Source organism: Geminicoccaceae bacterium (assembly GCA_020638465.1).
GTDB lineage: Bacteria > Pseudomonadota > Alphaproteobacteria > Geminicoccales > Geminicoccaceae > JAGREO01.
On sequence record JACKIM010000001.1, the window covers coordinates 866,001 to 892,500 of the forward strand.

28 protein-coding genes, 1 tRNA gene, 2 rRNA genes and 1 pseudogene (1 of these 32 running past the window's edge) are annotated in these 26,500 nt (G+C 60.9%); 7 read left to right on the top strand and 25 right to left on the bottom strand.

The features are described 5' to 3' along the window. Positions 1-130: 130 nt before the first annotated feature. Positions 131-811 carry an HNH endonuclease gene (locus H6851_04115; GenBank protein MCB9942793.1) on the top strand — a complete coding sequence of 227 codons (681 nt, stop codon included), beginning with the start codon at positions 131-133 and terminating at the stop codon, positions 809-811. A 67-nt stretch (positions 812-878) separates the two neighbouring features. Here H6851_04115 and H6851_04120 read toward each other — a convergent pair whose 3' ends face one another. The 14 genes and pseudogenes from H6851_04120 to H6851_04185 form a co-directional block, all read right to left on the bottom strand. Next, a complete protein-coding gene (locus H6851_04120) occupies positions 879-1,286 on the bottom strand; it encodes a DUF2442 domain-containing protein (protein MCB9942794.1) in 408 nt (135 codons plus the stop codon). Beyond that, positions 1,279-1,518: pseudogene (locus H6851_04125) on the bottom strand (DUF4160 domain-containing protein). The gene H6851_04120 and the pseudogene H6851_04125 overlap by 8 nt, the downstream one beginning before the upstream one ends. 13 nt (positions 1,519-1,531) lie before the next feature. Beyond that, positions 1,532-2,008: a CopG family transcriptional regulator gene (locus H6851_04130; GenBank protein ID MCB9942795.1), complete on the bottom strand. Its 477-nt coding sequence runs from the start codon at positions 2,006-2,008 to the stop codon at positions 1,532-1,534. Positions 2,009-2,017: 9 nt separating this feature from the next. Further along, a complete protein-coding gene (locus H6851_04135; GenBank protein MCB9942796.1) occupies positions 2,018-4,000 on the bottom strand; it encodes a conjugal transfer protein TraG in 1,983 nt (660 codons plus the stop codon). A gap of 127 nt (positions 4,001-4,127) precedes the next feature. Next, on the bottom strand, positions 4,128-5,018 hold the full coding sequence (locus H6851_04140) for a LysR family transcriptional regulator (protein MCB9942797.1): 891 nt from the start codon (positions 5,016-5,018) through the stop codon (positions 4,128-4,130). Between the two features lie 76 nt (positions 5,019-5,094). Further along, a complete protein-coding gene (locus H6851_04145; GenBank protein ID MCB9942798.1) occupies positions 5,095-6,336 on the bottom strand; it encodes an MFS transporter in 1,242 nt (413 codons plus the stop codon). A gap of 48 nt (positions 6,337-6,384) precedes the next feature. Beyond that, positions 6,385-6,936, bottom strand: a complete 552-nt coding sequence (locus H6851_04150) for a TetR/AcrR family transcriptional regulator (protein ID MCB9942799.1) — start codon at positions 6,934-6,936, stop codon at positions 6,385-6,387. A gap of 78 nt (positions 6,937-7,014) precedes the next feature. After that, positions 7,015-8,247: a DUF3363 domain-containing protein gene (locus tag H6851_04155; GenBank protein ID MCB9942800.1), complete on the bottom strand. Its 1,233-nt coding sequence runs from the start codon at positions 8,245-8,247 to the stop codon at positions 7,015-7,017. A gap of 1,063 nt (positions 8,248-9,310) precedes the next feature. After that, a complete protein-coding gene (locus H6851_04160) occupies positions 9,311-9,877 on the bottom strand; it encodes a hypothetical protein (GenBank protein ID MCB9942801.1) in 567 nt (188 codons plus the stop codon). After that, the gene (locus tag H6851_04165; GenBank protein ID MCB9942802.1) at positions 9,874-10,548 is read right to left on the bottom strand and encodes a lytic transglycosylase domain-containing protein; all 675 of its coding nucleotides are present in this window, start codon (positions 10,546-10,548) and stop codon (positions 9,874-9,876) included. Before H6851_04165 ends, H6851_04160 begins: the two co-directional genes overlap by 4 nt. 4 nt (positions 10,549-10,552) lie before the next feature. Next, complete coding sequence (locus tag H6851_04170; protein ID MCB9942803.1) at positions 10,553-10,885, bottom strand: DUF736 domain-containing protein; 333 nt, start codon at positions 10,883-10,885, stop codon at positions 10,553-10,555. Positions 10,886-10,920: 35 nt separating this feature from the next. Further along, a complete protein-coding gene (locus tag H6851_04175; protein ID MCB9942804.1) occupies positions 10,921-11,466 on the bottom strand; it encodes a S26 family signal peptidase in 546 nt (181 codons plus the stop codon). After that, positions 11,463-11,981, bottom strand: coding sequence for a DUF2840 domain-containing protein (locus H6851_04180; protein MCB9942805.1), 519 nt, complete (start codon positions 11,979-11,981; stop codon positions 11,463-11,465). The genes H6851_04175 and H6851_04180 overlap by 4 nt, the downstream gene beginning before the upstream one ends. Continuing rightward, on the bottom strand, positions 11,978-13,213 hold the full coding sequence (locus tag H6851_04185; GenBank protein ID MCB9942806.1) for a DNA cytosine methyltransferase: 1,236 nt from the start codon (positions 13,211-13,213) through the stop codon (positions 11,978-11,980). The genes H6851_04180 and H6851_04185 overlap by 4 nt, the downstream gene beginning before the upstream one ends. A 249-nt stretch (positions 13,214-13,462) precedes the next feature. Between H6851_04185 and H6851_04190 the strand changes: the two genes are divergently transcribed. Continuing rightward, entirely contained in the window at positions 13,463-15,061 is a 1,599-nt protein-coding gene (locus H6851_04190) for a transposase (GenBank protein MCB9942807.1), read from the top strand. On the opposite strand, the gene H6851_04195 is transcribed toward H6851_04190, so the two are convergent. Beyond that, complete coding sequence (locus H6851_04195) at positions 15,042-16,028, bottom strand: replication initiator protein A (GenBank protein MCB9942808.1); 987 nt, start codon at positions 16,026-16,028, stop codon at positions 15,042-15,044. The two genes, H6851_04190 and H6851_04195, sit on opposite strands and share 20 nt — an antisense overlap. Beyond that, complete coding sequence (locus H6851_04200; GenBank protein ID MCB9942809.1) at positions 16,009-16,278, bottom strand: helix-turn-helix domain-containing protein; 270 nt, start codon at positions 16,276-16,278, stop codon at positions 16,009-16,011. The genes H6851_04195 and H6851_04200 overlap by 20 nt, the downstream gene beginning before the upstream one ends. Positions 16,279-16,735: 457 nt before the next feature. Here H6851_04200 and H6851_04205 point away from each other — a divergent pair, with 457 nt between their 5' ends. Then, positions 16,736-17,023, top strand: coding sequence for a DUF2285 domain-containing protein (locus H6851_04205; GenBank protein MCB9942810.1), 288 nt, complete (start codon positions 16,736-16,738; stop codon positions 17,021-17,023). An 84-nt stretch (positions 17,024-17,107) separates the two neighbouring features. Here H6851_04205 and tcmP read toward each other — a convergent pair whose 3' ends face one another. The 6 genes from tcmP to H6851_04235 all read right to left on the bottom strand — a co-directional run bounded on the left by tcmP (position 17,108) and on the right by H6851_04235 (position 21,773). Next, a complete protein-coding gene (tcmP, locus tag H6851_04210) occupies positions 17,108-18,358 on the bottom strand; it encodes a three-Cys-motif partner protein TcmP (GenBank protein MCB9942811.1) in 1,251 nt (416 codons plus the stop codon). 7 nt (positions 18,359-18,365) lie between these two features. Beyond that, entirely contained in the window at positions 18,366-19,124 is a 759-nt protein-coding gene (locus H6851_04215) for a phage Gp37/Gp68 family protein (protein MCB9942812.1), read from the bottom strand. Between the two features lie 127 nt (positions 19,125-19,251). Continuing rightward, positions 19,252-19,596 carry a helix-turn-helix transcriptional regulator gene (locus H6851_04220; protein ID MCB9942813.1) on the bottom strand — a complete coding sequence of 115 codons (345 nt, stop codon included), beginning with the start codon at positions 19,594-19,596 and terminating at the stop codon, positions 19,252-19,254. Positions 19,597-19,607: 11 nt separating this feature from the next. Then, positions 19,608-19,859 (bottom strand): type II toxin-antitoxin system RelE/ParE family toxin, encoded by a 252-nt coding sequence (locus H6851_04225; protein MCB9942814.1) that lies wholly within the window; start codon positions 19,857-19,859, stop codon positions 19,608-19,610. Between the two features lie 139 nt (positions 19,860-19,998). After that, positions 19,999-20,745 carry a DUF2285 domain-containing protein gene (locus H6851_04230; GenBank protein MCB9942815.1) on the bottom strand — a complete coding sequence of 249 codons (747 nt, stop codon included), beginning with the start codon at positions 20,743-20,745 and terminating at the stop codon, positions 19,999-20,001. A gap of 356 nt (positions 20,746-21,101) precedes the next feature. Further along, positions 21,102-21,773 (bottom strand): DNA methylase, encoded by a 672-nt coding sequence (locus tag H6851_04235; protein ID MCB9942816.1) that lies wholly within the window; start codon positions 21,771-21,773, stop codon positions 21,102-21,104. Positions 21,774-22,200: 427 nt separating this feature from the next. Here H6851_04235 and H6851_04240 point away from each other — a divergent pair, with 427 nt between their 5' ends. From H6851_04240 to H6851_04255, 4 genes are all read left to right on the top strand, one after another. After that, positions 22,201-22,407, top strand: coding sequence for a hypothetical protein (locus tag H6851_04240; protein MCB9942817.1), 207 nt, complete (start codon positions 22,201-22,203; stop codon positions 22,405-22,407). 62 nt (positions 22,408-22,469) lie between these two features. Next, complete coding sequence (locus tag H6851_04245; GenBank protein ID MCB9942818.1) at positions 22,470-22,793, top strand: type II toxin-antitoxin system HigB family toxin; 324 nt, start codon at positions 22,470-22,472, stop codon at positions 22,791-22,793. Then, the gene (locus H6851_04250; protein ID MCB9942819.1) at positions 22,783-23,163 is read left to right on the top strand and encodes a helix-turn-helix domain-containing protein; all 381 of its coding nucleotides are present in this window, start codon (positions 22,783-22,785) and stop codon (positions 23,161-23,163) included. Before H6851_04245 ends, H6851_04250 begins: the two co-directional genes overlap by 11 nt. An 11-nt stretch (positions 23,164-23,174) precedes the next feature. Next, the gene (locus H6851_04255; protein ID MCB9942820.1) at positions 23,175-24,872 is read left to right on the top strand and encodes a recombinase family protein; all 1,698 of its coding nucleotides are present in this window, start codon (positions 23,175-23,177) and stop codon (positions 24,870-24,872) included. Here the strand turns inward: H6851_04255 and H6851_04260 are convergent. The 3 genes from H6851_04260 to H6851_04270 form a co-directional block, all read right to left on the bottom strand. Next, positions 24,829-24,905 (bottom strand) — tRNA-Met (locus H6851_04260). The genes H6851_04255 and H6851_04260 overlap by 44 nt on opposite strands. A 51-nt stretch (positions 24,906-24,956) precedes the next feature. Beyond that, positions 24,957-25,071, bottom strand: a 5S ribosomal RNA gene (gene rrf, locus H6851_04265). Between the two features lie 86 nt (positions 25,072-25,157). Next, positions 25,158-26,500, bottom strand: a 23S ribosomal RNA gene (locus H6851_04270); it runs 1,411 nt beyond the window's last position.

The following is a 26,500-nucleotide window of genomic DNA, read 5'->3' on the forward strand; positions in this document are numbered from 1 at the left end:
TCATCGGCGGTGAATAGGACGGGTAGTCAGTGGCTGCGAGTTCAGGGGGTTCATTCCCAATTTGTCACTGGGCCACAAGAAGAGGCGCTGTTATGTAATGAATCAGACCAATTTCCATGCACGAGAACAAATGACGAAACGCAAAGCTCTGCCCAGAAAGCTGGAGAAAGAAATTTACCAGCAGTTCGCTTCAAAATGCCCTTTTTGTGGTGAGCAAGATGTGAACACCTTGCAAGTTCATCACATCATTGCACATGCAGAAACGCAAGAGCATCACGTCAAAAACCTCCTGCTGGTCTGCGCCAACTGCCATCAGAAGATCGAGAACGGGGCGATCCCCGCTCGTGATGTTTATGAGGCAAAATTTCGAGCTGAACAGGGAGACGCAAAACCTGCGCAGGTGCAGTCCCGCAGCGAAGGCAACGTCATTTCCTTTAGCGGGTCGAACGCCGGAATCGTGGCGAATACGGTGCATGTCTCCAACAAATCCTTGGCGACAAAACAGGGGCCGATCTCTGGAACCATAGGTTCAGACCTCGCACAACGAAACTACACAAAATACCTCATCGACCGATATCATGAATTTAAAAGGGCTGAAGTGGGGAAAGATGGTATGAACTATGCTATTCTCTATAACAGCATAAAACGGGAATTCGGCGCGAAGTGGGACAACCTTCCGGTTCATACATTTGAGGCGCTGACCAGATATCTGCAAAAGAGAATTGACGGCACCCGGCTTGGCAAAGCGCAGAAGACCAAGGGCATAAAGAACTACTCAACCTTCGACGAGCATTTAGGGAAGGCCCACTAACTGTACGAGAAGGCCATCTGGGCAAGCATTGCCAGCCTCATTTGCGCCACCGAACACTGCTGACTTTTTACATCTTAGCCGTTTTACGCGGCCGACCGCCCTTCGCTCCATTGGCGCGGGATGCGGCGGCCTTTGCGGCTGATGTAGCTCGACCTGCACGACGGGCCATCCAGGTCTTGGTGCCGAAAATACCCGCCATCAGGCCCGGCAGAGACAGGTCAACGTCCAATTCCTCCCAGTGCAGACCATAGCCCTTGCCGAGGACTTCGACGGTGGCGAGTTGATCGCCGGTTGCGCCCTCAAGCCCCTGCGCCAGACGCGGCGGAAAGGCGAAGGTGCAGCCGTTTTCAAGATCGACGATCACGCGACCGGAAGACCGGTCGTAGCGCGCAGCCGCCGCACGCGGTTCATTGGCGTGTGCGGTGCGGCCCCGCTCCAGCGCGGCATCGATTGCGGTATCGGTCAGTTCAACCATGTATCTCTCTCCAACGCGCCAGAAACTCATCCCTGTGTTCGATCACGACAGCCATCGCACGGCGCACATTGTTCCGCTTCATGTCCTCCACTCAGACCAGTTCCGGCCCGTCATCGGGGCCGATCAGATTGATCTTGGCGTGACCATCGCCGAACACATGCACATGGGCTGGCTCATGGTCGTCGGTGAAGATGACGATGCGTAGCCCGTGCGCGCGGTGGATCGTGACCATGGAAACCAATAACCTATCGTGATGGGTTTTTCAAGAGCTCTTCGGTTTGCAACTCGTCCAACGAGTCTTCCTGCGTGGACAGGGCATCAATATCCCGCGACAGCTCTTTGAGAAACCTGTCGCCTGTGGCAAGTCTGCGCCCGAGGGTCTCCATAAAGCCTTCGAACCGTTCCGCGCCTTTCGCGCGGGCTGCGGATTGTGCGGTGCCGGACAATGGCGGCGTGATGGTCATCCAGAAATGGATGAACTGCGCGACCGTTTCGCCAAGAACGGCAAGGTCCATGTCCAGCCCATCGATCTGGCGGCCGAGCCGGTCCAGGCGGCGCGACATGGCGGCTTCCATCTGATCGGCGGCGTCGCCCGACAGGTAGGACATGACCGCCGCTTCCACGATGGCGGATTTGGAGACCTTGCGGCGATGCGCCAGCGTCTCGATTTGCGGCATCAGCGCAGGATCGAAATAGACATTCATCCGGGTTCTTGTGGTCATGGCGCGGCCTCAGAGTTCCATTCCGTCATCGGGGTTCATCGCCACTTGTCGCGCCACGGCCCTCATGCGCTGGCGCATCGCGTTCGCCTTGGCGGCGTCAACGTCGGGCTCGTCGTCTGGGAAGGTGAACTCCTGTTCAGGCGATGGCGGGGTGATGATTTCCTCATGTTCGGGCAGTTCCGGCTCACGGCGGATACCGGCATTGGCCGGATCGCCTTCGGTCTCATCGGTGGCATTCGCCACAGGCTTGTTGGCCGTAACGACACGGCTCGACCAATCATCCGATGACGGGGTTTCGGTAGTGGCTACCGTGGCCGGATCGGGCGGTGTCAAGATGCGTTCCTGCAACCGCACGTCCTCGAAATACCGCGCCTTGGTGCCGCGGACCGGCGGCGTGCCCGCGACCATGACAATTTCATCGGTGGGTGGAAGCTGCATGATCTCGCCAGGCGTCAGTAAGGGCCGCGCAGTTTCCTGACGCGAGACCATCAGATGCCCCAGCCATGGGGCCAGTCGGTGCCCGGCATAGTTGGTGGAATCACGTAACTCTGTCGCGGTGCCGAGCGCATCCGAGACCCGCTTGGCCGTGCGTTCGTCGTTCGTGGCGAAGCTGACACGCACATGGCAATTGTCGAGAATGGCATTGTTCGGCCCGTAGGCACGTTCGATCTGATTGAGGCTCTGGGCGATCAGGAAGCTCTTGAGGCCATAGCCCGCCATGAAAGCCAGTGCGCTTTCAAAGAAATCCAGCCGCCCGAGCGCCGGAAACTCGTCCAGCATCAACAGCAGGCGATGCCGTTTGGCGGATGTATTCAGTTCCTCGGTCAGCCGTCTGCCGATCTGATTGAGAATAAGGCGGATCAAAGGCTTGGTACGGTTGATGTCGGATGGCGGCACGACAAGGTAGAGCGTGACTGGCCGTTCGCTGGCGACCAGATCGGCGATGCGCCAGTCACAGCGGGCCGTCACCTGAGCCACAACGGGATCGCGATAGAGGCCCAGAAAAGACATGGCGGTGCTGAGCACGCCTGATCGCTCATTCTCGGACTTGTTCAACAGCTCCCGCGCCGACGACGCGATAACCGGATGCACGCCTGCTTCGCCCAGATGCCGCGTGTCCATCATTGCCCGTAAAGTCGCTTCCACCGGTCGGCGCGGATCGGACAGGAAACTGGCGACACCCGCCAGCGTCTTGTCCGGCTCGGCATAGAGAACATGCAGGATCGCACCGACCAGAAGGCTATGGCTGGTCTTTTCCCAATGGTTGCGCTTGTCGAGACTGCCTTCGGGATCGACCAGAATATCCGCGATATTCTGCACATCACGGACTTCCCATTCACCCTGCCGGACCTCCAGCAGCGGGTTGTAGGCGGATGACTTCGCGTTGGTCGGATCGAACAGCAGCACGCGGCCATGCTTTGCGCGAAAGCCTGCGGTCAGACCCCAGTTCTCGCCCTTGATGTCATGGACGATGCAGCTTCCCGGCCAGGTCAGCAGCGTCGGCACCACAAGCCCGACGCCCTTGCCGCTACGGGTGGGCGCAAAACAGAGGACATGCTCCGGCCCATCATGGCGCAGATAGGTCCGCTCATACCGACCAAGCACCACGCCATCGGGGCCAAGCAAACCGGCAGAGCGGATTTCCCTGTCCTCAGCCCATCGCGCCGAACCGTAGGTAGCGACATTGCGCGCCTCGCGCGAACGGATGATGGACATGAAGATAGCAGCGGCGATAGCCATCAAACCGCCAGACGCGGCAATGATTGCACCTTCCACGAAAATTGCGGGCGCATAGGCGTCGAAGGAAAACCACCACCAGAAGAAGGCCGGTGGGTAATAGACCGGCCAGCCCGTCAGTTCGAACCATGGATTGCCAAGCTGGGGTTGGAAGCCAAGACGAAAGGCCGTCCATTGTGTCGCCGCCCATGTCATCACCAGAACGATGGTGAAAACCACGGTGATCTGACCCCAAAGGATTCGTCCTCCGCGCATATTGGCTCCAATCGGCAAGAGTTTGGGGCCGATCAGAAAGTGAGCATGTACCGAGCTGGCAACAGGAAAACGGGTGTGGGAGGGCTGCCGGATACTATCGGCGGCAAATAGGATGGTTGGGGTGAAATCAGCCCGCCCGGGCGTTTCGCTCCATGGCGCTTGCGAGGTTCAGCAGGTTGCGGAGTGCAGCGCTGCGGTTCGATGGCGACCAGACTGCCGAGAAAGGAACTGGCTCAGGTTCGTCGGAAAACGGCAGGAACCTCACGCCTGAAGCGGACAGCAGCGATGTTGCCGCGCCGACAATGGTGATCCCGAATCCTTGTGCGACCATCGACAACAGCGCGCTACGTCCCACATCAAGCCGCTGGATGGTCGGTGCCGGCCAATTCCCGGTAAAGCGCAGCAGGATGTGATCATACGCTTGTGGGCCAGTGCCCCCGTGACGGACAAGGAAGGTCTCGCCTGCCAGATCGGACCACGCAACGGCGGAATTGCCCGCGAGCGGATGATGATCTGGCAGTGCCGCAACCAAGGGTTCTGCCCATATGCGCCGGGCATGAAAGTCGGGTGGCTCGGGCGAGCCAGCAACGAACACGATGTCCAGACGGTCAGCGCGAAGCTGCATCATGGTTTCGCGGGCCGTGCCTTCGGTGATGTCGATGGCGATGCTGGTATGGTCTTCGCGGTATCTGGAAAGCAGTTGGTCAAGAAATCCGCCCGGTATCAGGGCATGGATGCCGATACGAAGGCGACCGCTTTCCCCTGATCCGACCATGCTGGCGGTTTTCACCGCATGGTCGAGTTGGTCGATTCCAACCGTCACCCGCTCGACGAACTGGCGTCCGGCCTCGGTCAGCCGGACGCCGCGCGCATGGCGCTCGAAGAGAAGGATGCCCAAGTCTTCCTCCAGCGCCTTAATTCGCGCACTGACGCTGGATTGCGCCACGCCGAGCGCGTTGGCGGCGTGGCGGAAGTTCAGATATTCGGCGACGGCGAGCGTCTGGATCAGTGAAGCCATAGGGATGCGCGAGCCAAGCGAGGTCGGCATACCAGATTGACGATCAACCATCCGTATTGAACGCCGCCGCATGGCATTAGCCCCGTACGGGATTTGGTTGCAGGGAAACCGGCCCGCCAGCCTTGCGAATGAGAATCGTTGCGACTGCGCCAATCAGGAGCAAAACCGCCGCTGACCAAAATGCAGCGGAATAGCTACCTGTCTCAACTCGCAGATAGCCGCCGAGGTACACAGCGATAGCCGCGAGTATTTGATGCAGGAACCAGGCTGCGCCGAGGATGCTGCCCATGGCATTCGCGCCGAAGAGATCGCCGATCAATCCAGTTTTCAACGGAATGATCGGCATCGATGAAAGGCCATAAACAATAGCGAACGCATAAAGCTGCCAGACCTCCGTCGAGACGGCGAGAAAAGCGAGAGATAAGGCACGAATGAGGTAGAGACCGATCAGCAGTTTTTTCTTTCCCAATCGTCCGGCAAGCTGACCGCATATCCACATCGAAACCGCACTTGCGCCGGCAGCAAGGCCAAGAACTTGCCCGCCCGTGGAAAGGTCTGCTCCGAGGTCAACTGCGAAACGCGGCAGATGAATCACCACGAGATAGAGGGAATAACCGCAAGTGACGAAGCCAAGTGTTGCGGCCCAAAAGTCGGAGTTGCGAATTGCCTGCGAAAGCGATGCCGACTTCGGCGGTGTGAAAGTGGACAGTTGATCGCCATCTGGCGCTTGATTGATTTTGTCAGGAGAGCTGTGGGTGACAAGCAGGACAAGAGGGACTATCACTACAATCATCAGGATACCGAGCACGAGGAACGCTCCGCGAAACCCGGACGCAACGATAAGCCAGCCTGCAAGCGGGAGAAAAACAAGCTGGCCAATGTTCATGCCCATCGCACTTCGGGCCAACATCTGTGCACGTCCACGGACATACCATCGTGCGACAAGTACCGAATTGGCCATAGAACCGCAGCCGGCGAAACCAATCGCGGCCAAAATCCCATAATAGAAATAGAACTCCCATAGCGTCGAGATCGTGGACGCGCCAAGGAAGGCAATTCCCATCAGGGCTGCGCTCGCTGCTATGACCGGCTTAGGACCGAAGCGGTCGATCATCCGTCCCATGAACGGCTGGCAGATTCCCCACACGATCATGTTGAGAGCCGCAGCCGAACTGAGTGTCGCAAGACCCCATCCAAACTCCTGAGCCAAGGGTGCAAAAAATTGTCCCCCGCTGAGATTGAGCCCAAACGCCCCCATCAACGTTATGAAGGCAACCGCAACTATCCATGGACCGTGGAAGTGTTGTGCGTTTTGCATGTCTTATCCATTTCTCTACCGGCCAACCGGTAGGTTTAGAGGGTAAATTTAAGGGAGTGTTCCCCTGCTCATATCGAGCGCCCGGCGAAGGTGACAGGGATCGTGGTAGAGACGCATCATCATGATTGCCCCTTGGATATGGGCGACAGAATCGAATGCCAATTCGCGCGCCCTGGAAGCGCCGTGTGCTGGTGTGAGCAAATGGGCGACGGCTGCTGTCCAGTCATCGAAGTATGCGCGTAGTGGCTCCTGAAAGCGCGGCGCACGCTCTGTCAGTGCAAGCGTGAAGTTTCCCAAGAGACATCCCCCCTCGCGACCATCGAAATAGTCGAATATCGCTTCGCAAAGGGCATGAAGCCTGTGCTTGGGGTCCGCGTCATTTCTGTAGACGATGGCAAAGATGTGCTCCCGAAAATGATCATGGATACGCTCAATCGCTGCGAGAATCAGACCATCCTTCTCTGGGAAGTGATGGTAGAGGCTCGCCTTGCGGATTCCGCAGGCATCCGCAATCTGCGCCATTGACGTATCATCATAACCTCCAACGCGCAGTAACTCCGTGGCGCGCTTCACGATCTCATCTCGTTCAATTTTTGCCATAGCTAAAACCTACCGTTCGGCAGGTAGTTTATCAGACTGTTGGCCGACTTCAAGATAGGATTCGTAGGCAGTGGTGGATTACAGCCCTAAGCCCTTCTGCCGCCCCAACTGCCACGATACCGATCCGCCGTGCACAACACCCATGACCTCGCGCCCGAGTTGGCGGTCTATGACGGGTCGCCACGGGACAAGGGTGAACTCATGGGATTTCTCGACCACGGCGAACTTGCCGCTGGATAGCTGCGCGGTGCCGGTGAACTTGCCGCTGACGCTTTCGCCGTCCGTGGCGGCGCGGAACGGCAAGCCTTTGCGCTCGGCCATCTCCGCGCCGATGCGCGCAACCTCACGCTCGCGCAGGGTGGCGAGAAGATTGCGGCGGTAAAGAACGCGACCGTCCTTGCCGCGCGTAGCATCACCCTGTTCGATATGATGTTCACGGCGCTGATCCATCGCTTCGCGCACCTGCTGGCCGAAACCGGTTGGTGTAAGGTCGGCGACCTCACCATGAATAAGTCGCCGGTCCAGCCAGGTTGCGTCGTCCGCTCCGATCTGCCGTTCCAGATCAAAGGCGGATAGAACCCGTATGCTGGCCTGCCGGTTGCGCCCGGCATCATAGGCAGCGGCACGGCTCTCGAAATCGTCGGGGATGCGCCATTGGTCAGCGTCAATCCGCTCGACAATCCCGGAGCGGCGCAACGCCTCCAGCCGCCGAACATGCGCATCGACATAGCCCTCATAGTCGCCGCCCGGTACGCGGCCCTCGAACTTCGCCTGCTCCAGATGACGGCTCGGGCGGTAGATGCCGTCGTCGGCAATGGCCGCAATGCTGCGGTCGGACGGTCGTGCCGTTACCTCAGCCGCGCCGATCTCGACAATGCTACCAATACGGGCATCCTCCAGCCGCTCGGGCGCGATGTCGGCGATGTGGTGTGTGCGACCATCGATCCCGTCCACCACGATGGTCAGGGTCTCGCCCAGATCGTTCGACAGATGCTTGTCCATGACGCGGCCCGTGATTGGCGTTTCGGGTGCGCCACCATGAATCTGGAAACTCATGGGATCACGTTCGCTACCTTCTGAACCGAGCACCTTCTGCATGGTGCGGATGATGTCGCCGCGCTCACCCAGATCGCGCAGCACCGGTTCCATGTCCTTGCGTAGTTCCCAGACGCCGGGCGCATGTTCGCTTGCCAGCCCCATTTTCTCCAGCTTGGCGAGGCGACGCAGCCGTAGCGTTCGTTCGAACTGTCGCCTCTGTCCTGGCCGTTCGGGGCGCAGGTCGATAAAACCGTCATCGGCTTCCTGCACCATCGCCCGGTCGATCCGGGTGAACCGGTCCTGGTCGATCTCGGCGGACAGCTTGCGGCTCTGTTCGATCTCGGTGACGGGACCGAGTTCAAGCGTCGCTAATTCGCTCGCGCGTTCGCGCAGCCCGTTGGCGAGATAGTCGCCGTTGATGACCAGATCGCCGCCCATGTCATCGCGGCCATTGACGATGACATGCACATGCGGATGGCCGGTATTGTGGTGATTGACCGCGACCCAATCGAGCTTGGTGCCGAGGTCGGCTTCGACCTGTTTCATCAGATCGCGGGTATAGGCGGTCAGGTCGGACAGTTCCGCGCCATCCTCGGGCGAGACGATGAAGCGGAACTGGTGGCGGTCATCCTTGCCGCGCTCCAGAAAATCCTCACCATCGGCGCGGTCATCATGTGCTGAATAAAGCTGGCCGCGTTCGCCATCGCGTGAGGTGCCATCGCGCTGGATATAGCGCAGATGCGCACGGGCGCGACCATTCTTTCCGGCGGTGCGGACGCTGCGCTGCTTGACGATGACGCGGCGGCTACCGGACTGGCGATGATGCCAGGTGCCGGAAATATTGCGGGCGCGGACAAAGCTCGCGCCGCGCCCGCGCTTTACGCCCTTGCCGCTGGCCGTGACGGTATGGGAACGACCGGGCGATGACGGACGCGATGGTGATGATGCTGAAAATTTCTGCCCGCTTGCCGCCTGTTGCTGGCGGGTGATCCGTTTGACCTGGGTTAGAAAGCTCTTCGCCTTGCCCGCCTTTGGCCTGTCGGATCGGATGCGACCGGGTTTCGGGCGGAAGCGGTTTTCGTCGTCGGTGCTCATGGACGAAATTCCGGCCAAAAACGCCGAAAACAAGCTGATCTGCGCCTATGGTGCCGCTCGAAACCCCGCAAAGCCAAGGCGTTGCGGAACATCGCGGCACGCGGGGACAAAGACAAGGGTGCCGCTTGCGGCTCCCGTAACCAGTGTGCAGACAACAATAATCTTTGGAAGCGGCCCGCCATGGTGCCGTCTTCTTTAATCTTGCCCTCCCTTCCTACCGCTCTTTTCGTTTCTCCTGCCCTCATGATTTCACTCCACCTGCCGCCTGACCGTGGGCACCGCCGCGCGCAATCGGATCGTCCGGCAACGCGAATTTGAGCCGCCATGTGCGCCACGCTGCGGCGACCGCGCCGGTGCCGGGGAACAGGTCGTCAAGCGTATCGTCGGGGCGCGCAGCGACCATTTCGAACGCCCAATGGCAAACCGCCTCGGGCTTCGCGCCGGTGAGGCCACGGCGCAATGTGATGCTCTCCTGAATCCAGTCGCGCATCACCAGCCGCTTGCTGACCACGGGCTTTCTTGCCGCTTTCACGATGACGGGTTCCCACGCGAAGGCGACCGGGACATTGCGCTTGAATGCCGCAAATCCCTTCACCCAGGCCATCCACCGCGCGCCTGTTCGTTCGACCATCGGCGCTAGCGTGGCAATCGACAGGGGCGTCGCTGCGGCGTGTAATACCCAGCCGTCATAATCGCACTCCAGCCGTTCGATCAGACGCACATGATCAACCTCGCCGGCGCAATCGGGCTGGTCCCGGTAGAGGTGCGCACATCCGATATAGGGCGGGTCGGCATATCCAATTTTCATGGGCGCACCGACTCCGAAACTGCGGCAAACAAGTCGCCGGACGGTTCTTCGGATCGCGGTGCGGCCGCAGCCCGACCGTTGTCTGGGCGCATGACGAAGAGCGGTGCAGCGCGCCAATCGGGTGGCGGTGGCGGTTGCCTGGACGGCGCATCGGATGGGGCAGAACCGCCAAGGATCGGGATCAGAGCGGCGACATAAGTGCGGGTCTCGGCTGGCAGTCGTCGGCCCGTTGCAAGATATTCGTCATAGCGACCGGGACCGGCATTATAGGCCGCCAGCATGGCAGCGACATTGCCGTAGCGGTCGAACATTTCGCGCAGGTATGCCGTACCTGCGAGGATGTTGTCGCGCGGGTCATAGGGATTGCGGCCGAGCCGGTGACGGATGCGCAGACCCGCCCATGTCTCGGGCATCACCTGCATCAACCCCATCGCGCCCGCTGAAGAAATCGCGCGTGCATTGCCCGCGCTTTCGGCACGCATGACAGCACGAATCCAATGCTCCGGGATGCCAAACCGCTGCGATGCCTCGGTGATATGTGCCGCATGGGGATCGGCAATGGCAGCGCGCGCAACGGGCGCGGATTGTGCAAACGAAGTGCTTGGTGCAACGCAAATGGAAAACGTGCCGACCAGTACCGACACCGCGTAGAGAATGGCGGATGCTCGCATGGTCTTACTCCCGTCCGTCACGCGGTTTCTGGCGGTTCCAATGCAGCGACCAGGAGGTTTCATCGCCGCCGTTCTGGAAGAGATTGGCGCGGATCGGCTGCGGCAAGGCGGGATCATCCAGCAGGACGGACAAGTAGTTTCCGGCCTTTTCGCCGGTGCGCTGCCACGCCGCGCCGACCTCCGGGCCATCGGCATCGCTATGATGGACGCGGTAATCCGGGGCATTCTCTGCATCGCCTTCGGCGGGGATGATCGCCAGTTCGATGTCGAGCGTGAGGGTCTGGATGCGACCGGTGTAACCGGATTCTTCGCGCGTGAATTGACCGATCTGGGGCATGGAAAATCTCCTGTGTTCGGTTGTTGGGAAAGGGTTCAGTGCGCTGACGCGCGCCACTGGTAGCGGCCATCGCCAATTTCATCGGTCCAGAGCGGGACCGCGCGGCCGATGACGGAGCTGGCGGGAAGTGGGCCGAAATAGCGTCCGTCAAGGCTGTCCGGGGCATCCCGGTTCATCAGGAAAAGCTGATCGGGGCCGATGATCTGGCAGCCCTGCCAGACAGGCAGATCACGACCCATCCGGTCGCGTTCCAGTGCCTCGCCCATCACAATTCCGTCCACAGTGATGGTGCGATCAATGCGGCAAACCCGTTGCCCTGGCAGGCCAAGAACATGCTTCAGTAGCGGCACGTCGCGCCCGATATAGCCGCGCTCGACCATGAAGCTGGCGAGCGGTTCGGGCGGCATGACGGCGACCAGATCGGGCACCTTGAGCCGGCCAATTGGCTCGACGGTATAGAAGCCGATGGGTGCGCTGGCGGTTTCGTTCCAGATCAGCTTTGTCGGCCAATCGACCGCACTTGCGGCGGTGATGGTGGCGACGGCCAGCGTCGCCAATGTGAGGATACGGCGGCGCGTCATGGCCCAATCCTGCGGCGATGCAGCCAGGCGGCATGACGCTCCGGCGTGTAGGCGTGCGGCTCCAGATTGGCGGTCAGGCGGTTATGGACATGCCGCCAGTGATCGGGAGAAGCATCCGCCGGGTCGAGACCGAGGGCTTCTACCGCGCCGATGACAGCCAGCGCACGCTGCACCTTTGGCCAGCCATTGAGGCGCAACAGGATTTCCCCGCCGGGGCGGACATAGGGTAGCGTCTGGAACGGTTCTCCGCGACCAACGGCCCGCACAATGTCGATCCGGGAAACCACCGTGCCATGCTCGTTCGCAGCCCATCGGACGAAGGCAAAGATGCTGTCCGGTGCAAAGCCAACGATACTGCGGCGGCGGTCGATGATCTGTTCATAGCTCTTCCGACCAAAGCGTATCCAACGCTCGACCTTGCCCTTGTCGAAACTCAGTTCGACCAGTGTGGTGGCTGGCGCGGGTCCGTCCGGCATGGGCCGGCCCTGCGCGCCGTGGCGGGCGCGACGGGTCATTGAAAGTCTCCGGGATTGTCGTGGGGATCGCGCGCCAGCACCACGTCCAGCGCGGCTTCCGTGCGCAGAATGGCGCGGCCGATGGCTTCGGGGATTTGCGGCAGAACCGCGTCGCCGAATGCGCCGACGATCAGGCTGGCCGCAGATGTCCCTTTGCGACTGCCGAGCGCAATGCGCGTGTCAGCCACCCAGGCGGAAAGCCCATCATCCAGCCGTAGGTGATGGGCAAAGCCGCCGTTCCACTCAGCCCATGGCTCTTCAACATCGCTGCCAGCGCCCGCGCGCCCGCCCATTTCTCGACCGATGACGGGGCTAACTGGTTCGCCGTCGCGGTCGGGGTGGCCGCCATCATGGCCCGGCTCATCACCGCATCCATGGTCGGCGAGTTGCGCCGTTCGTAGGCCGGACTCCAGCCATCCATGCGGCTGTCCCGCTTTGTTGGTGTCGGCAGTGGGCCGAGCGGTTGCTTCAACTTGTCGAAATGCAGTGCCTCGCTGATCGTCGGTGTCCGGTCGAACCGGTCCTGATCCGAAGTCATCCGCCCCTTGTGCTTGCGCAGCACGCTGCCCCTCGGGGCCGGGTTCGCTGTCGGCGTGCCCATCATCGGCGCATGGGACTGGTTGCTGAACAGCTCCGTCAGCCCGGAATCTCTCATCGCCTTTCGCGCGCCCGATCCGCCCTCCAGACGAATGCCGCCCTGCTGGGACTGGGCAACGGGTGTCGGCAAGCTGGCCGGGATCGTAGCCGATGAGCCAGGACCGTTTGCGGATGTAGTTGGACCCGACATCCGAAGCACCCACCACGCACGGCTCGCAGGCGTAGCCGAGCGTTTCCAGCTCATAGAGCAGCCGGTCAGCGCCGCGAGTTCGGAGATTAGGGCTGTTCTCAAAAGCGAACCAGCGAGGGCGGCAATCTCCGACAAGGCGGATGGCTTCGAAGTAGAGGCCGGAGCGCTCGCCATCGACGCCTTTGCCTTTGGTGTTCGCGCTGCTGATGTCCTGACAGGGCGGGCTGCCGACGATGATGTCGGGCAAGCATCCAAGGTCGGAAACAAGCCGAGCTGCCGTGAGGGCGCGCACGTCTTCGTAGAGTCGGACATGGGGATTGTTCTCTGCGTAAAGGATGCGCCGCCATTCGATGATCTCGCAGGCGGCGATGGTGATGAACCCGGCGCGATGCAGGCCGAGCGACCAGCCTCCGGCGGCGGCACTGAACAGATCAAGCGCGCGCATCAGGACCGGCCCCGGCGCGGAAATGTGGCACCATGGGGCGGTTGTCCCGGCCCCCTGACATCAATGTTAGATTCTATGTTATATAAGTTACGGGCGCTGATTTCCGTTTTATGCCAAAGCGTTAATTGGGAATCATGGTAACCGGTGCAAAAGTCCGGGCGGACTGGATTTTTGAGGCTTGATCTGCGCGCATGGAATAAGAATATGTTCTCGATTCCCAAGAGCGATGGGACGTGATTCAAGTTTGTTATGTCCAAGCCCAATGCCACCAACCTCGCCACACTCGGCCTTGATGATCTCCGCGATTTGGTTGCGGCGCTGCTGGAGCGCGTCGCTTTGCTGGAGGCGGAGAATGCAGCATTGCGGGATGAGATTGCCCGGCTCAAGGGGCTGAAAGGGCGGCCGAAGATCAAACCGTCGGGGATGGCAGCGAAGGCCGGAACATCGACGGCCACAGGCAAGCGAGGCGGCAAGGGCAAGCGGGGTGGTTCGTCGAAGGCCAGCCGGCGGGTTCCTGTGGTGAGCGAGGAGCAGAAGCTCGGGGTTGAGGCGCCGCCCGGCTCGCGGTTCAAGGGGTATGAGGATTTTGTCGTGCAGGATCTGCGGCTGGAGAGCCGGGTGATCCGCTATCGCCGGGAGCGCTGGATGACGCCGGACGGGCGAACGGTGACAGCGCCGTTGCCCCAGGGCTTGTGCGGGCATTTCGGGCCTGAACTGGTGCGGTTCATCATTCTGCAGCACGTCCAGGGCCAGGTCACGACGGAACGCTTGACGGCGATGCTGAACGAGATCGGCATCGTCATTTCCAAGTGCCAGGTCATCCGGCTGTTGAACAATGATCCAGGCGATTTGCATGACGAGGCCACGGAGCTGTTCCGCGCCGGTCTCGAGAGCGCGAAATGGATCACCGTCGATGACACCGGCGCCCGGCATGGCGCCAAAAACGGCTTCACCACCCAGATCGGCGATGACCGCTTCACCCACTTCGCGACGACGTTTTCCAAGAGCCGGGTGAATTTTCTCGAACTGCTGCGCGCCGGTCATGGCGGTTATGTCCTCAATGACGACGCCTTCAGCTACATGCGCAAACATGCGCTGGCGGGCTCCGTGATCGCCCGGCTGGAGGCGCATGACACCAGGACATTCGCCGATCGCGGCGCCTTCTCGGCCCATCTGGGCGAACTCGGTATCGATCAACTCGATGTTCACCCCGACCCGGTCAAAATCGCCACCGAGGCCGCACTGTGGGGCAGCATCCACCACCACGGTCTGCTGAACGATACCGTCATCGTCTCCGATGGCGCCGGACAGTTCCGCGTCGGCCAACATGCACTCTGTTGGGTTCATGCCGAGCGCCTGATCCACAAGCTCGTCGGCTTCAATGAAAGCCAAAGACGTGCCATCGATCTCCTCCGCCAGCTCGTCTGGTGGTTCTACGCCGATCTCAAGGCTTACAAACAAGCCCCGCAAAGGTCGCGAGCTGCCCAGCTCCGTGCCCGCTTCGACCGCATCTTCAAGCGCAAGACCGGTTTCGCCACCCTCGATCGCCTGCTCGCACGCCTGCATGCCCGCAAACCGGAACTCCTCCTGGTCCTCGACCGACCCGAAATCCCCCTGCACACCAACGGCTCGGAAAACGACATCCGCTGCCACGTCACCAAACGCAAGATCTCCGGCGGCACCTGGTCCGATGCCGGCCGTCAGGCACGCGATACCCTGCTCGGCTGCATGAAAACCTGCCAGAAACTCGACGTCTCCTTCTTCCAGCTCCTCGGCCACCGACTCGCCGTACCATACACGACAGAAATCCCACCACTCGCCCAGCTCGTCACCGCCGCCAAGGTCTGATCGCCCGGACTTTTGCACCGGTTACGGAATCATGCGCCTGATGTGCCGATAGTCCTGCGCCCGATGTGCCGATACCGGTTGCGCCTGATGTACCGATAGGTTCCACAGGGTTATCCACAGTGCCTGTGGATGGATTGACGGGGCGAATGCGCAGCAATTCACACCGACCCTCGCGCCGGATCGAAAGGTGATATCCGGGCAACGGCTGGCGCGCGGCGATGCGGCGCAGGTCCAGCGCGAAATCGGACGGGCGCGCAAGACTGCCGGATTTGCGGTGCAGATGGGAAATCTCGAAGGCCCAGCCATCACGCTGGTGTCCGGCGTGTTTGCGTGCCACCCGGTAAAGCCAGCGCTCAATGCCCCCGGTCAGCCGGAAATAGGCCGGGTCGATGGTCAGCACCAGCGACCGGTCGATGACGCTGTTGTAGAACCATTCGGGCAGGACAAACTCCATGCCCTCGACGCGGCCGGCGCGCGTGGTCATTTCCTCCCATTCGTTGATCCAGGAAAACTGCCGTCGCCGCCAATGCGGGCCGTTACGGATTGTGGTCGCGACAACGGTGGATTGCAGGCGCGCCAGCGCCGATTTGAGCAGCATATATTGCCGTTTGCCGGTCGGCCGCCCGATGGCGCGTAGAAGCTGATAGGGCGTGAAACGAAAAAAGCGCGATGTGGTCAGACCGGCATTTCCGGCCGCGACGAGCTGGCTGGCGGCCCAGATCAACACATCGGCATCCCAGATCGTCGCCATACCGTGTTCGGGCATGCCGAGCACCTGCACCTCAACATCGGCCGCGCGATAGAGGATTGGCGTCACGCGCGGTCGCTTGGCCAGCGAGAAAAAGGGCCGTTCCATCAGGTCACGCTGATCGCGCGGGCTGGCCTCGCCGGTGGCGATGAACGGATCGAGGCGGCTGCGCTCGCTCTGGCGGTCGTCCTTCGCCATCTCAACGCCGCCTCCGCTCATCTGCGGTCAACGGACGCGCGGGAAATACGGTGCTGGCGGTGCGCTCGCGGGTTGAACAGCGGGCGCCGAGCGCGGTCCAGGCTTCCAGATCACGGACGGCATAGAGCACCCGGCCACCGATCTTGCGATAGGTCGGGCCGGTGCCATAGGTGCGGTGCTTTTCCAGCGTGCGCAGCGAAATGCCCAGAAAGCGCGCCGCCTCCTGGGTGCGCAGCATGCGCGGCGGCATGTTGGGGTCGGGTATGGCCATGAATATCCCTCCGGTTGGTTGGCGTCGCGGCTGCCGGGGACGGCAGCGGGCTGTGGCGAACCATGGAGAGGGACCGGCGGCGCGTAGCGTGCCGCATTTGAGGGGGCGCGTTCGCGGCACCCCCCGAATGGCGGAAGGGAAAAGCAAAGTGTTTCAGGGGTGAACAGCGAACCTGGCGCGGTTGGTAGAGACAATCCCCAGCGGATCGGCTAAACACGTTCGCAGAGCAGACGCGCTGCTCCGGGGCGTCGAAACCCCTCACGAATGGCTGGTGCTGGCCAAGACGGCACCACACTCCTTGACCTTATGGTCGGGGAGCCCGTGGCGTATGTCCAGGGCTGCCCGCCTAAAGGCCACGGGGCCGTTTCGTGACGGTTTCGAACTCCCCGATCACCAGGGTAAAGGGGCCAATTGCGGGGGCGCACCGCAAGCCACGGCCCGAAGTGAAGGGGAAATGATGCAGGAACCCACCCCCGAAGTGGCCGACGAAGCCCCGTCAGGCTCCGAAATCACCGCCTATGACCGGCAACACTTCGTGACCTACCTACGCCTGCTCGACGCCAAGGCCGATGGCGCCAATTGGAAAGAGGTTGCACAGATCGTGCTGGATTGTGATCCCGATGGGGATGAGTGGCGCAACCGAAGGTGCTGGCGCAGCCACCTCGACCGGGCGGAGTGGTTCACCCGCGAGGGCTATCGCATGTTGTTGGAGCAGTCTGCGGAGAACGGGATCGCACGGAGATAAATCGACATTCGGCTGCCACAGCGGTTTCAAATCGGGCTAACACCCCCGATCCTTGACCTGATTTCAGAACGACTTCAGTTGCTCCTACCACCTTGCTGGAAAGAAAAGTGTGGGTTGTTTTGGCAAGATCAATCGATCTTTGACCAAGATTTGTGTCCCAGCGCGCTTCGGCTTGCCCTTCGAGGACAGTATCTCCAATTCGCGAGCTTGAGCGAGTTCAGAGAGAACTTTGAAAATATCGCCATTAGTCCCCGCAGTTCTGTTTCCAATCTCGGACAGAAGGCGGGACACTTCCAACTGCCCACCGTTCATTATGCGGTGCACCTCTGACGGCAGTGCACTGACCAATTCTTTGTTAAGAGTAGACCTATCGTTCTCTGTAAAATTCAATAGTGAGTCGCAGCTCTCAATTAACCGAGCATCATAGCCAAGGTTAAACAAGCCACCCGAACCCACATGGACGAAACTGTTCTGTTCCTGCCAGTGAACGCCCAGCATCTTGTCACGGGCCGCTTGATGTTGCGAAAGATGGGCGAGCATCATCCAGCGGTTGTCCGTTCGGGACCACAGCATGAAGGGCGTAAAGAACTTGGCTCCGCTATTCACGTGAATATGGGCCATCAACGCCCGCTGCGTAATGGCGCGGCCCATATTCTCGTCTTTGCGCCGTTTCCAGTCCGCAATGAATCGGGCATCAATCCCGAATTGGCGATAGAGGAGCAGGTCGGCTGATGCTTCTTGCAGATAGTTCAGGAGGCTATCAATCGCGAAGTTGAGCACGACTTCCGCCCTGTCCAGCGATCTGAATATGGTCTGGATCGAGGACATAGGCACATCGGAGTATCCGAACTGATCCAAGAAGAAGATTGAGCGTCCTTTGCGCTGCGCTGCGGTGATCTGCTGCATGATGGTCGGCAGATGATGGACAAAAGTGCCCTCAAGAATTGTTATGCGTGGATCGTCCGCTGCATAACCACGACTGCGCAGTTCCCGTCGCAGCGCGGCTACATGTTCAGGTTCATCATCGACAAAGATGAACCGAGCGTTGATCTCGAACGGCTTCTCGCGCCCTGCGTTCAATCTGGCCGCAGCTTCCTCAACCGCGTTGAGCAGTACCAGCGGACTGCCCACCCGGGTCTCTGCGCCGTCTGCGTATGCGCCGCCGCCACTGAAACCGTCAACCAGCGTGATATTCAGACGATCTTGCGCCGGATTGCGGACGACAGTGTCAAAGTAAACGTCAAGGTAATTCTTGAGAACGTCGAGTTTTCGTTTTGTATGTTCCTCGATGCGCGGCAGTTTACCATCCGGCCCCCAGATAAAGTTCTTCGCCATTCGCACCCTAACCTGTTAATTCGGCCATTATCGCTTCCGGCACAATCTGCCACGGAAATCCGTTCCATTCCTCGCCTTCAAGAAGGCGCCCGCCCGATTTCGGGCGAGGCCCTCCCCATTGCTTGAAGAAGAATGCGACATCGAAACGCTCGCACGCCAACCGCAATTCGGTTGCCCATGCAGGCTCCATCGGTCGCGCCCGTGGCCCGCTTTCACCACCTACGATCGCCCAAGCAATACCCGTCAAATCGACTTCACCAATAGGCCCAAGAAGCGGTTCAAATGAGATAAACCGTGCGTCCGAATTGATCTGACGCAGGTGTTCAATACGGCTCTTGTGTGCGCTGTCTTCAACTGACACGCCAAGCCAGATATGCGATGGCACACGTCCACCGTCATAGCGGCGTTTGACGTAGTTGCGCATCAGTGATGATCGCTTGGTCAGCACCTGATAGACGTGCCAGTTTGCAGACTCCATAGCATCAAATACTGCGTCAATATGCTCGGTCGGAATGTTCTTGTGAAATAGATCGCTCATAGAATTGACGAAGATCATTCGCGGCTTCTTCCATCTGGCTGGCTGCCCTAACCGCGACGGCCACAGGCGCAGATCGAAACCTTGCTCATACGGATGTCCCTCGATGCCGCGCCAGCGCTCAGCGAACCGCTCTGCGTAGCAGTTGTCACAGCCGGGACCAATCTTCGTGCAACCTGTCACCGGGTTCCATGTCGCATCCGTCCATTCTATCTCAGATTTCTGTGCCACGCCTCGTATCCTGCATTTGCAAATAACCCTACGCCACGGCGCACAAAGAGGGAACGTTTAAATCGGGCTGAACCGGAGCCGGGAAGGCTACATTGCAACGTCGACAAATTCGGCTTGGCCGCCCTTCCTACTCCGCCAAGTCATCCAGCGCCACCTCCAGCACCCCTGCTAGGGCGCGAAGGGTGGCGATTGATCCCTGCTTGCGACCGGTCTCGATCTCGGCGACCGTCACGCGGCTCACACCTGCCTTCTCGGCCAAAACAGCCTGAGTCATCCCGCGCAGATCACGGTAAACACGCAGGGAGTTTTCGCCATTCAGCAGACGATTCACATGGTCGGAGGGGATCAATTCCTCCTCTCCCATCACCAATGCGGCCTTGGCGCGGTCATAGGCCTGAAGGTCGGCCAGATCTTCAGCCGCAGCCCGTAGACGGTCGTACTCATCGCGGGGGATCGTCACCATCTCGTTCATGTCATGCCCTTTCAGTCATAAATGCCGCCACGGGGACCGATGTCCAACACAGCCAGAATATTTCCCTGGTCATCCATGATGACCCGCCAATTGCCTACCCGGAGCCTGATGCCTTCCCGGCCCTTCAGTGACTTCACATTGTTCGCCTGCGAGGTGGGATCATCTGCATAGGCCTCGATCTTGGAACGGATCAGCGTCGCGGTATTGGCAGGCATCCGGCGCAACGCCCGGAGCGCAGCCTTTGTGTAGCTGATCTGCTTTATGTGGTAGCTTTAAGCTACATCAAGGCGGTCGTCAAGAAATACGTCGCCGAAAGCGACGTCTTTGCAGTCGACTGTCTCTCGACGAGCCACGCCGCAGCATCTGCACCTCCGGTATACCAACGGCCATTGAAAATGCCCATCACCGCCGTTTCTGCGCCTTGATCGGATAATGCAGCAGCTGCCTGTATCCACCGCTCAGCATTCTGACGCCATGCGCGACCAGCCGGCGGGCCTTGTTCTTGCGTGGGTCAATCTCGAAATCCTCCTTCGCGCCCCGGAAGCCGAGGATGTCGGCGGCGATATCGCGGTAGCTGGCGCCACTGGCGCGGGCGTCGAGCGCGCGGAGGGTGAGGATGTGCCAGTTTCGAAGCTGGTCCGGCATCCGGTGATAGGTCGGGCCGGGAGGGCGACCGTTGAGGGCGCGCCAGAGGCGGCGGGCGGCATGGATGCGCAGGTCGAAAAAGGCGTCCATGGGGAGTTGGGCGGTATAGGCGGCCGCATCGTCTGGCGTCGTGTCCGGGAGCCAAAGTTGATGAGCGACGCCACCGGCTATCCAGATGCCATGCCAACCATCGGCGGCTTGGCGGAATTCGATGCCCCCGAGCCGGGACAACGCCACGATGCGCCCGCCCTCATCCTCGCGCGTCAATGGCGACAGGATGATCACCTGCGGCCGGGCGCGGGGCGACCAGAACAGGGGCGCGCGGCACGGCGGCATGTCGGGGTCATGCGGGAAATCGCAACCCCCAGCGGCGGGGGAAGGCGTCCGGCTTCGGTTTCTCGCGGCGCACCTTGGCGGTGGCGCGGAAATCCTGCCGATAGTCGGCGTTGCGGCGGAGATATTCCCAGGCGAAACCGGCGGCGGTGAAATGTTTGCTGTGTCCATAGGCCGCCGGTGAGCGCCAATCGTTCACGGGCATGGCGACACCTCTTTTCCGGGGTCCGTCAGCGCATGACCCGGGGAACGAGTGTCGGGCACAACCAAAGGATGAAATAGACGGGAAAATCAGATAACTGGATCGGCTAACCCGATCAGTTACCTTACTCTTTTCTTATATCACGTCACTTTCCTGAATGCGAGCCGGGGCACCCGGCGAGCGGCGGCCCGCGCCCTCTGCGGGGCCGCTCGCGCCGATCCGGCCATGCCGGGCGGCGCGAATTTTTGGGACCTCATGTCATAACATCAAAAGCCGCAGAACCGGTTTCCCGGCCCTGCGGTTGCTCTTGTCGGAATGGGTTTGCTCAAGCCGCCTGACGCTTGCTTTCCAGCGCGGCCAGCCTGTTGCGCGCCGTCTCGGAATGCTGCCCGTCCAGTTCAATCCCGCTCCAGTCGCGCCGCAACTGTGCGGCGGCGACCAGGGTGGAACCGCTGCCGCAGAACGGGTCCAGCACCAGGTCGCCCGGACGGGTGAAGGCTTCAATCAGCGGGCGCAGCGCCTCGACCGGCTTTTGCGTCGGGTGCAGGCGGTTGCCGGTATAGGGAAAATCCAGCACATCGGGGATCGGGCGCGCGGGCGGCGCCGGATTGCCCTTGGCCAGCAGATAGGCTTGTTCGTGCTCATAACGCAGGAACCGCTTCGATGAGGCATACCGCTTGCGGAACACCAGATGCCCGACGACGCGGAACCCCGCTGCTTTCCACGCCTCTATGAAAAGATCGACCTTGTTCCAGCCATAGAAGCTGACGCAAAACCCGCCATCCTTCAAAACCCGGTGCATCTGGTTGAAGGCCGGGCGCAGCCAGCGGCCGTTATCGTCATTGGCCACGGTGCGGCCCTGCCGGTCGCGGAACCGGGTCACATAGGGCGGATCGGTCAGGATGAAATCCACCGACGCCCGGTCAAACCTGCGCATCACGTCGATGCAGTCGCCGTTGAAGATCGCATTGCGGGGGGAGGTGTTGTTCTCGGTCATGGTCTTTTTCCTTTATCGCTGAGGTTCAGCGCAGCGCTGCGCTGCAACCTCTGCCCGTCGGCGAGACCGGGGGGTGCAAGGAGCAAGGGCGACCGGGATGGAGGGGGATCGCCCGGCCTGCACGCAATGCAATGAAGGAAGGCCGGGGAAACCGTCCCGGGTGAGCGGATGCGATCCCTTGCCCCGCGCCAGGGGGCGGAGACCCCAAGGCCTTCGAGGATGGGAAACGCATCGCTTTGGCGATTCGATCTGCGTGGAACACGCCTGACTTGGCGCCTGAACGGCACTGTTATCCTTCCGCCAACCCCTCCCTTTCCTACGCCATGGCATCCCATTCACCGCACGCGCCCGACGAAGGGCTTCTCACTCGCGCCCCTCTGCGCTTCGATCCTGCCAGCCCCTCACGGGCGGAAAGCAGTCGGAGAGAATGGCGGTCAAGCGGAACAGGCTCAGCATCGAGGTCATCGGACCTGCCCCCGCGCCCAACAGCGCGCGGCGCGATGCGGGCCGCGCCGATGAGGCCATGGTCGCCCTCGCCCGGCTGATCGGTCGCCAGATCGCCCGCGAACAGCATGCGCGGAAACTTGCGGCGGAGCGCAAGGCGCAGAAGAAGCGCCCAGCAGGTTTGTCGTAGCCTCGCCGGGACATCTGCACATTCTTCTTGTGACCATTATGGTCCCGTGATATGGGTGACATATGAGGATCATTGCCCGCCGCACCTTGCGGCAGTTCGTCGACAGCCTCGCGGGGCAGAAGGACCAGCCGGCTGTCAAGGCCGCGCTCGACGCCTGGTTCGACGAAGTGAGCAAGGCGGACTGGACCAGTTCGGCGGATGTGAAGCGGCTCTATGCGACGGCCAGCATCGTCAGCGCCGAGCGCATCGTCTTCAACATCAAGGGCAACGATTATCGCCTCGTGGTGGCGGTCGACTTCGAGAAGACCATCGTCTGGATCAAGTGGATCGGCACGCACAAGGCATATGACAGGATCGACGTGACGGAGGTCAGACATGGCGACTGAACTGAAACCCATCCGCACCGAGGCGGATTACGATGCGGCGCTGGCCGAGGTGGAACGGCTGTGGGGCGCGAAGGGCGGCACGCCGGACGGCGACCGGCTCGACGTGCTGGCGACGCTGATCGAGGTTTACGAGGAGAGGCATCACCCGATGGACCCGCCCGATCCGGTCGAGGCGATCCGCTTCCGCATGGAGCAGCAGGGGCTGACCCGCAAGGACCTGGAGCCGATGATCGGCCCGCGCAACCGGGTGGCGGATGTGCTCAACCGCAAGCGGGGCCTGTCCATCGAGATGATCCGGCAGTTGCACGACCATCTCGGCATCTCGGCCGAGGTGCTGATCCGGCCGAGCCGCTTCGACAAGGTTGCCTGAAGGAGCCTGCCATGACCCGCGTCGCCCTCTACGCCCGCTATTCCTCGGACAATCAGCGCGAGGCGTCGATCGAGGATCAGTTCCGCATCTGCCGCGAACAGGCGAAGCGCGAGACGTGGAAGGTGGTCGGAACCTACAAGGATGCGGGGATATCCGGGGCGAGCATGATCCTGCGGCCCGGCATCCAGTCGCTGTTGCAGGACGCGCAGGCGGGCGCTTTCGACGTGGTGCTGGCCGAGGCGCTGGACCGGATCAGCCGCGATCAGGCCGATGTCGCCACCTTCTTCAAGCATCTGAAGTTCGCGGGCGTACCCATCGTCACGCTGGCCGAGGGCGAGATCAGCGAGCTTCATGTCGGCCTGAAAGGCACGATGAACGCGCTGTTCCTCAAGGATCTGGCGGCCAAGACGCATCGCGGCATTCGTGGCCGCGTCGAGGAGGGCAAATCGGGCGGCGGGCTGTGTTATGGCTACAAGGTGGTCAAGCAGCTTGACGCGCGCGGCGATCCGATCCGGGGCGACCGCGAGATCGACGAGGCCGAGGCGAATATCGTCCGTCGCATCTTCCGGGAATTTGCGTCAGGCATCGGTCCGCGCGCCATCGCCCGCACGCTGAACGACGAAGGCGTGCCCGGCCCGAACGGCAAACCCTGGGGCGACACGACGATCCGGGGCCACGTGAAGCGCGGCACCGGTCTTGTGAACAACGAGCTTTATATCGGGCGGCTGATCTGGAACCGGCTGCGCTATATGAAAGACCCGTCGACCGGCAAGCGTGTCTCGCGGCTGAACCCGGAATCGGACTGGATCGTCAAGGATGTGCCCGAACTGCGTATCGTAGATGACACGCTCTGGCAGGCGGTGCGCCAGCGGCAGGGTCAGATCGCCGCCAAATACGCCAATGTCACCGAAGCCGTGCGCAAGCATCACAACAAGAACCGGCTGAACGGCGCGCGGCGGCCGAGATCGCTGCTGTCGGGACTGGTGTTCTGCGGTTGCTGCGGCGGCCCCTATTCACTGCGCGGCGCCGCCCGCTTCGCCTGCTCGAACCATATCAGCAAGGGCACCTGCGACAACAGCCGGACCATCCGGCAGGAGGAACTGGAAAGCCGCGTGCTGGCGGGCCTGAAGGACCGGATGATGTCGCCCGAGATCGCGGCGGAAGCGATGCGCGCCCATGCCGAGGAGACCAACCGGCTGAACCGGGAACGCCGCTCAAACGCCGATAGCTGGAAGGCCGAACTGGTGAAGGTCGAGAAGCAGATCAGGGGCATTATCGAGGCGATCAAGGAAGGCATGTTCCATGAGAGCATGAAGGGCGAGATGACGGCGCTGGAAGCGCGCAAGGCGGAACTGGCCGGCCTGCTCACCGATGCGCCGGAAGACACGCCGGACCTGCTGCCCTCCGCATCGGCCATCTACGCGAAGAAGATCGCCGCCCTCACCAAAGCGCTGAATCGCCCCGAAGAACGACCCGAGGCAGCCGAGGCTTTGCGCATCCTGATCGAGAAGATCGTGCTGACGCCGGGGCCGGAACGCGGCGAGATTTACGCGACGCTGCATGGCGAGTTGAGCACGATCCTCGAATGGACCGAGCGGCAAGCGATTGGAAAGGCTGCTAAAACGACAAAACCCGCAGCGTCAGCTACGGGAGTGTCGGTATCGGTGGTTGCGGGGGCAGGATTTGAACCTGCGACCTTCAGGTTATGAGCCTGACGAGCTACCGGGCTGCTCCACCCCGCGTTGGTGGTGGATTTCGTGAGGAGGCATGTTTGCTGGTGATCCGTTTGGAGGGCCTGGCGGCGACCGACTCTCCCACGCCTTGAGACGCAGTACCATGGGCGCTGAGAGGTTTCACGTCCGAGTTCGGAATGGGTTCGGGTGGTTCACTCTCGCTATGGCCACCAGGCCCTCCAAGCGGATCATGCAAATTGTCTGGTTACTGGACACAGGTATGAAGGTTGGAACGTCCAGCATGTCTGCTGGAGGGGGGTGAGTTCGCTCGGGCTATTAGGATCGGTAAGCTCCATGCATTGCTGCACTTCCACACCCGACCTATCGACGTGGTGGTCTTCCACGGCCCTGATAGCGAGACCTGGTTTTGAGGTGGGTTTCCCGCTTAGATGCTTTCAGCGGTTATCCCTTCCGTACATAGCTACCCAGCTGTGCCGTTGGCACGACAACTGGTCCACCAGAGGTACGTCCACCCCGGTCCTCTCGTACTAAGGGCAGATCCTCGCAAGTCTCGAACACCCACGGCAGATAGGGACCGAACTGTCTCACGACGTTCTAAACCCAGCTCACGTACCACTTTAATCGGCGAACAGCCGAACCCTTGGGACCTGCTTCAGCCCCAGGATGTGATGAGCCGACATCGAGGTGCCAAACACTACCGTCGATGGGGACTCTTGGGTAGTATCAGCCTGTTATCCCCGGCGTACCTTTTATCCGTTGAGCGATGGCCCTTCCACGCGGGACCACCGGATCACTAGAGCCGACTTTCGTCTCTGCTCGGCCCGTCGGCCTCGCAGTCAGGCTGGCTTTTGCTCTTGCACGCGACGACTGGTTTCCGACCAGTCTGAGCCAACCTTCGCGCGCCTCCGTTACTCTTTGGGAGGCGACCGCCCCAGTCAAACTACCCACCATACAGGGTCCCGGACCCGGATAACGGGCCGCGGTTAGATACCAAGTGCCGCAAGGGTGGTATTTCAAGGCTGCCTCCATCGAACCTGGCGGCTCGACTTCAATGGCTCCCACCTATCCTACACATGCGCCACCTAGTACCACTGTAAAGTTGTAGTAAAGGTGCACGGGGTCTTTCCGTCTGACCGCGGGTACCCCGCATCTTCACGGGGAATTCAATTTCGCTGAGTCGGTATTGGAGACAGTGGGGCAGTCGTTACGCCATTCGTGCAGGTCGGAACTTACCCGACAAGGAATTTCGCTACCTTAGGACCGTTATAGTTACGGCCGCCGTTTACCGGGGCTTCGATTCGCAGCTTGCACCGCTCCTCTTAACCTTCCGGCACCGGGCAGGCGTCAGACCCTATACGTCGTCTTGCGACTTCGCAGAGCCCTGTGTTTTTAGTAAACAGTCGCCACCCCCTGGTCTGTGCCACCCCCCGATGGTTGCCCATCAAGGGGTCCCCCTTCTCCCGAAGTTACGGGGGTATTTTGCCGAGTTCCTTCAATACCGTTCTCTCAAGCACCTAGGTATACTCAACCAGTCCACCTGTGTCGGTTTCGGGTACGGTCTCATGTGGGAGCTATTTCCTGGACGCCCTTCACAGCCCATCCAATCCGATAAGGATGAACCATCTACGAGCGCCGTCACTACC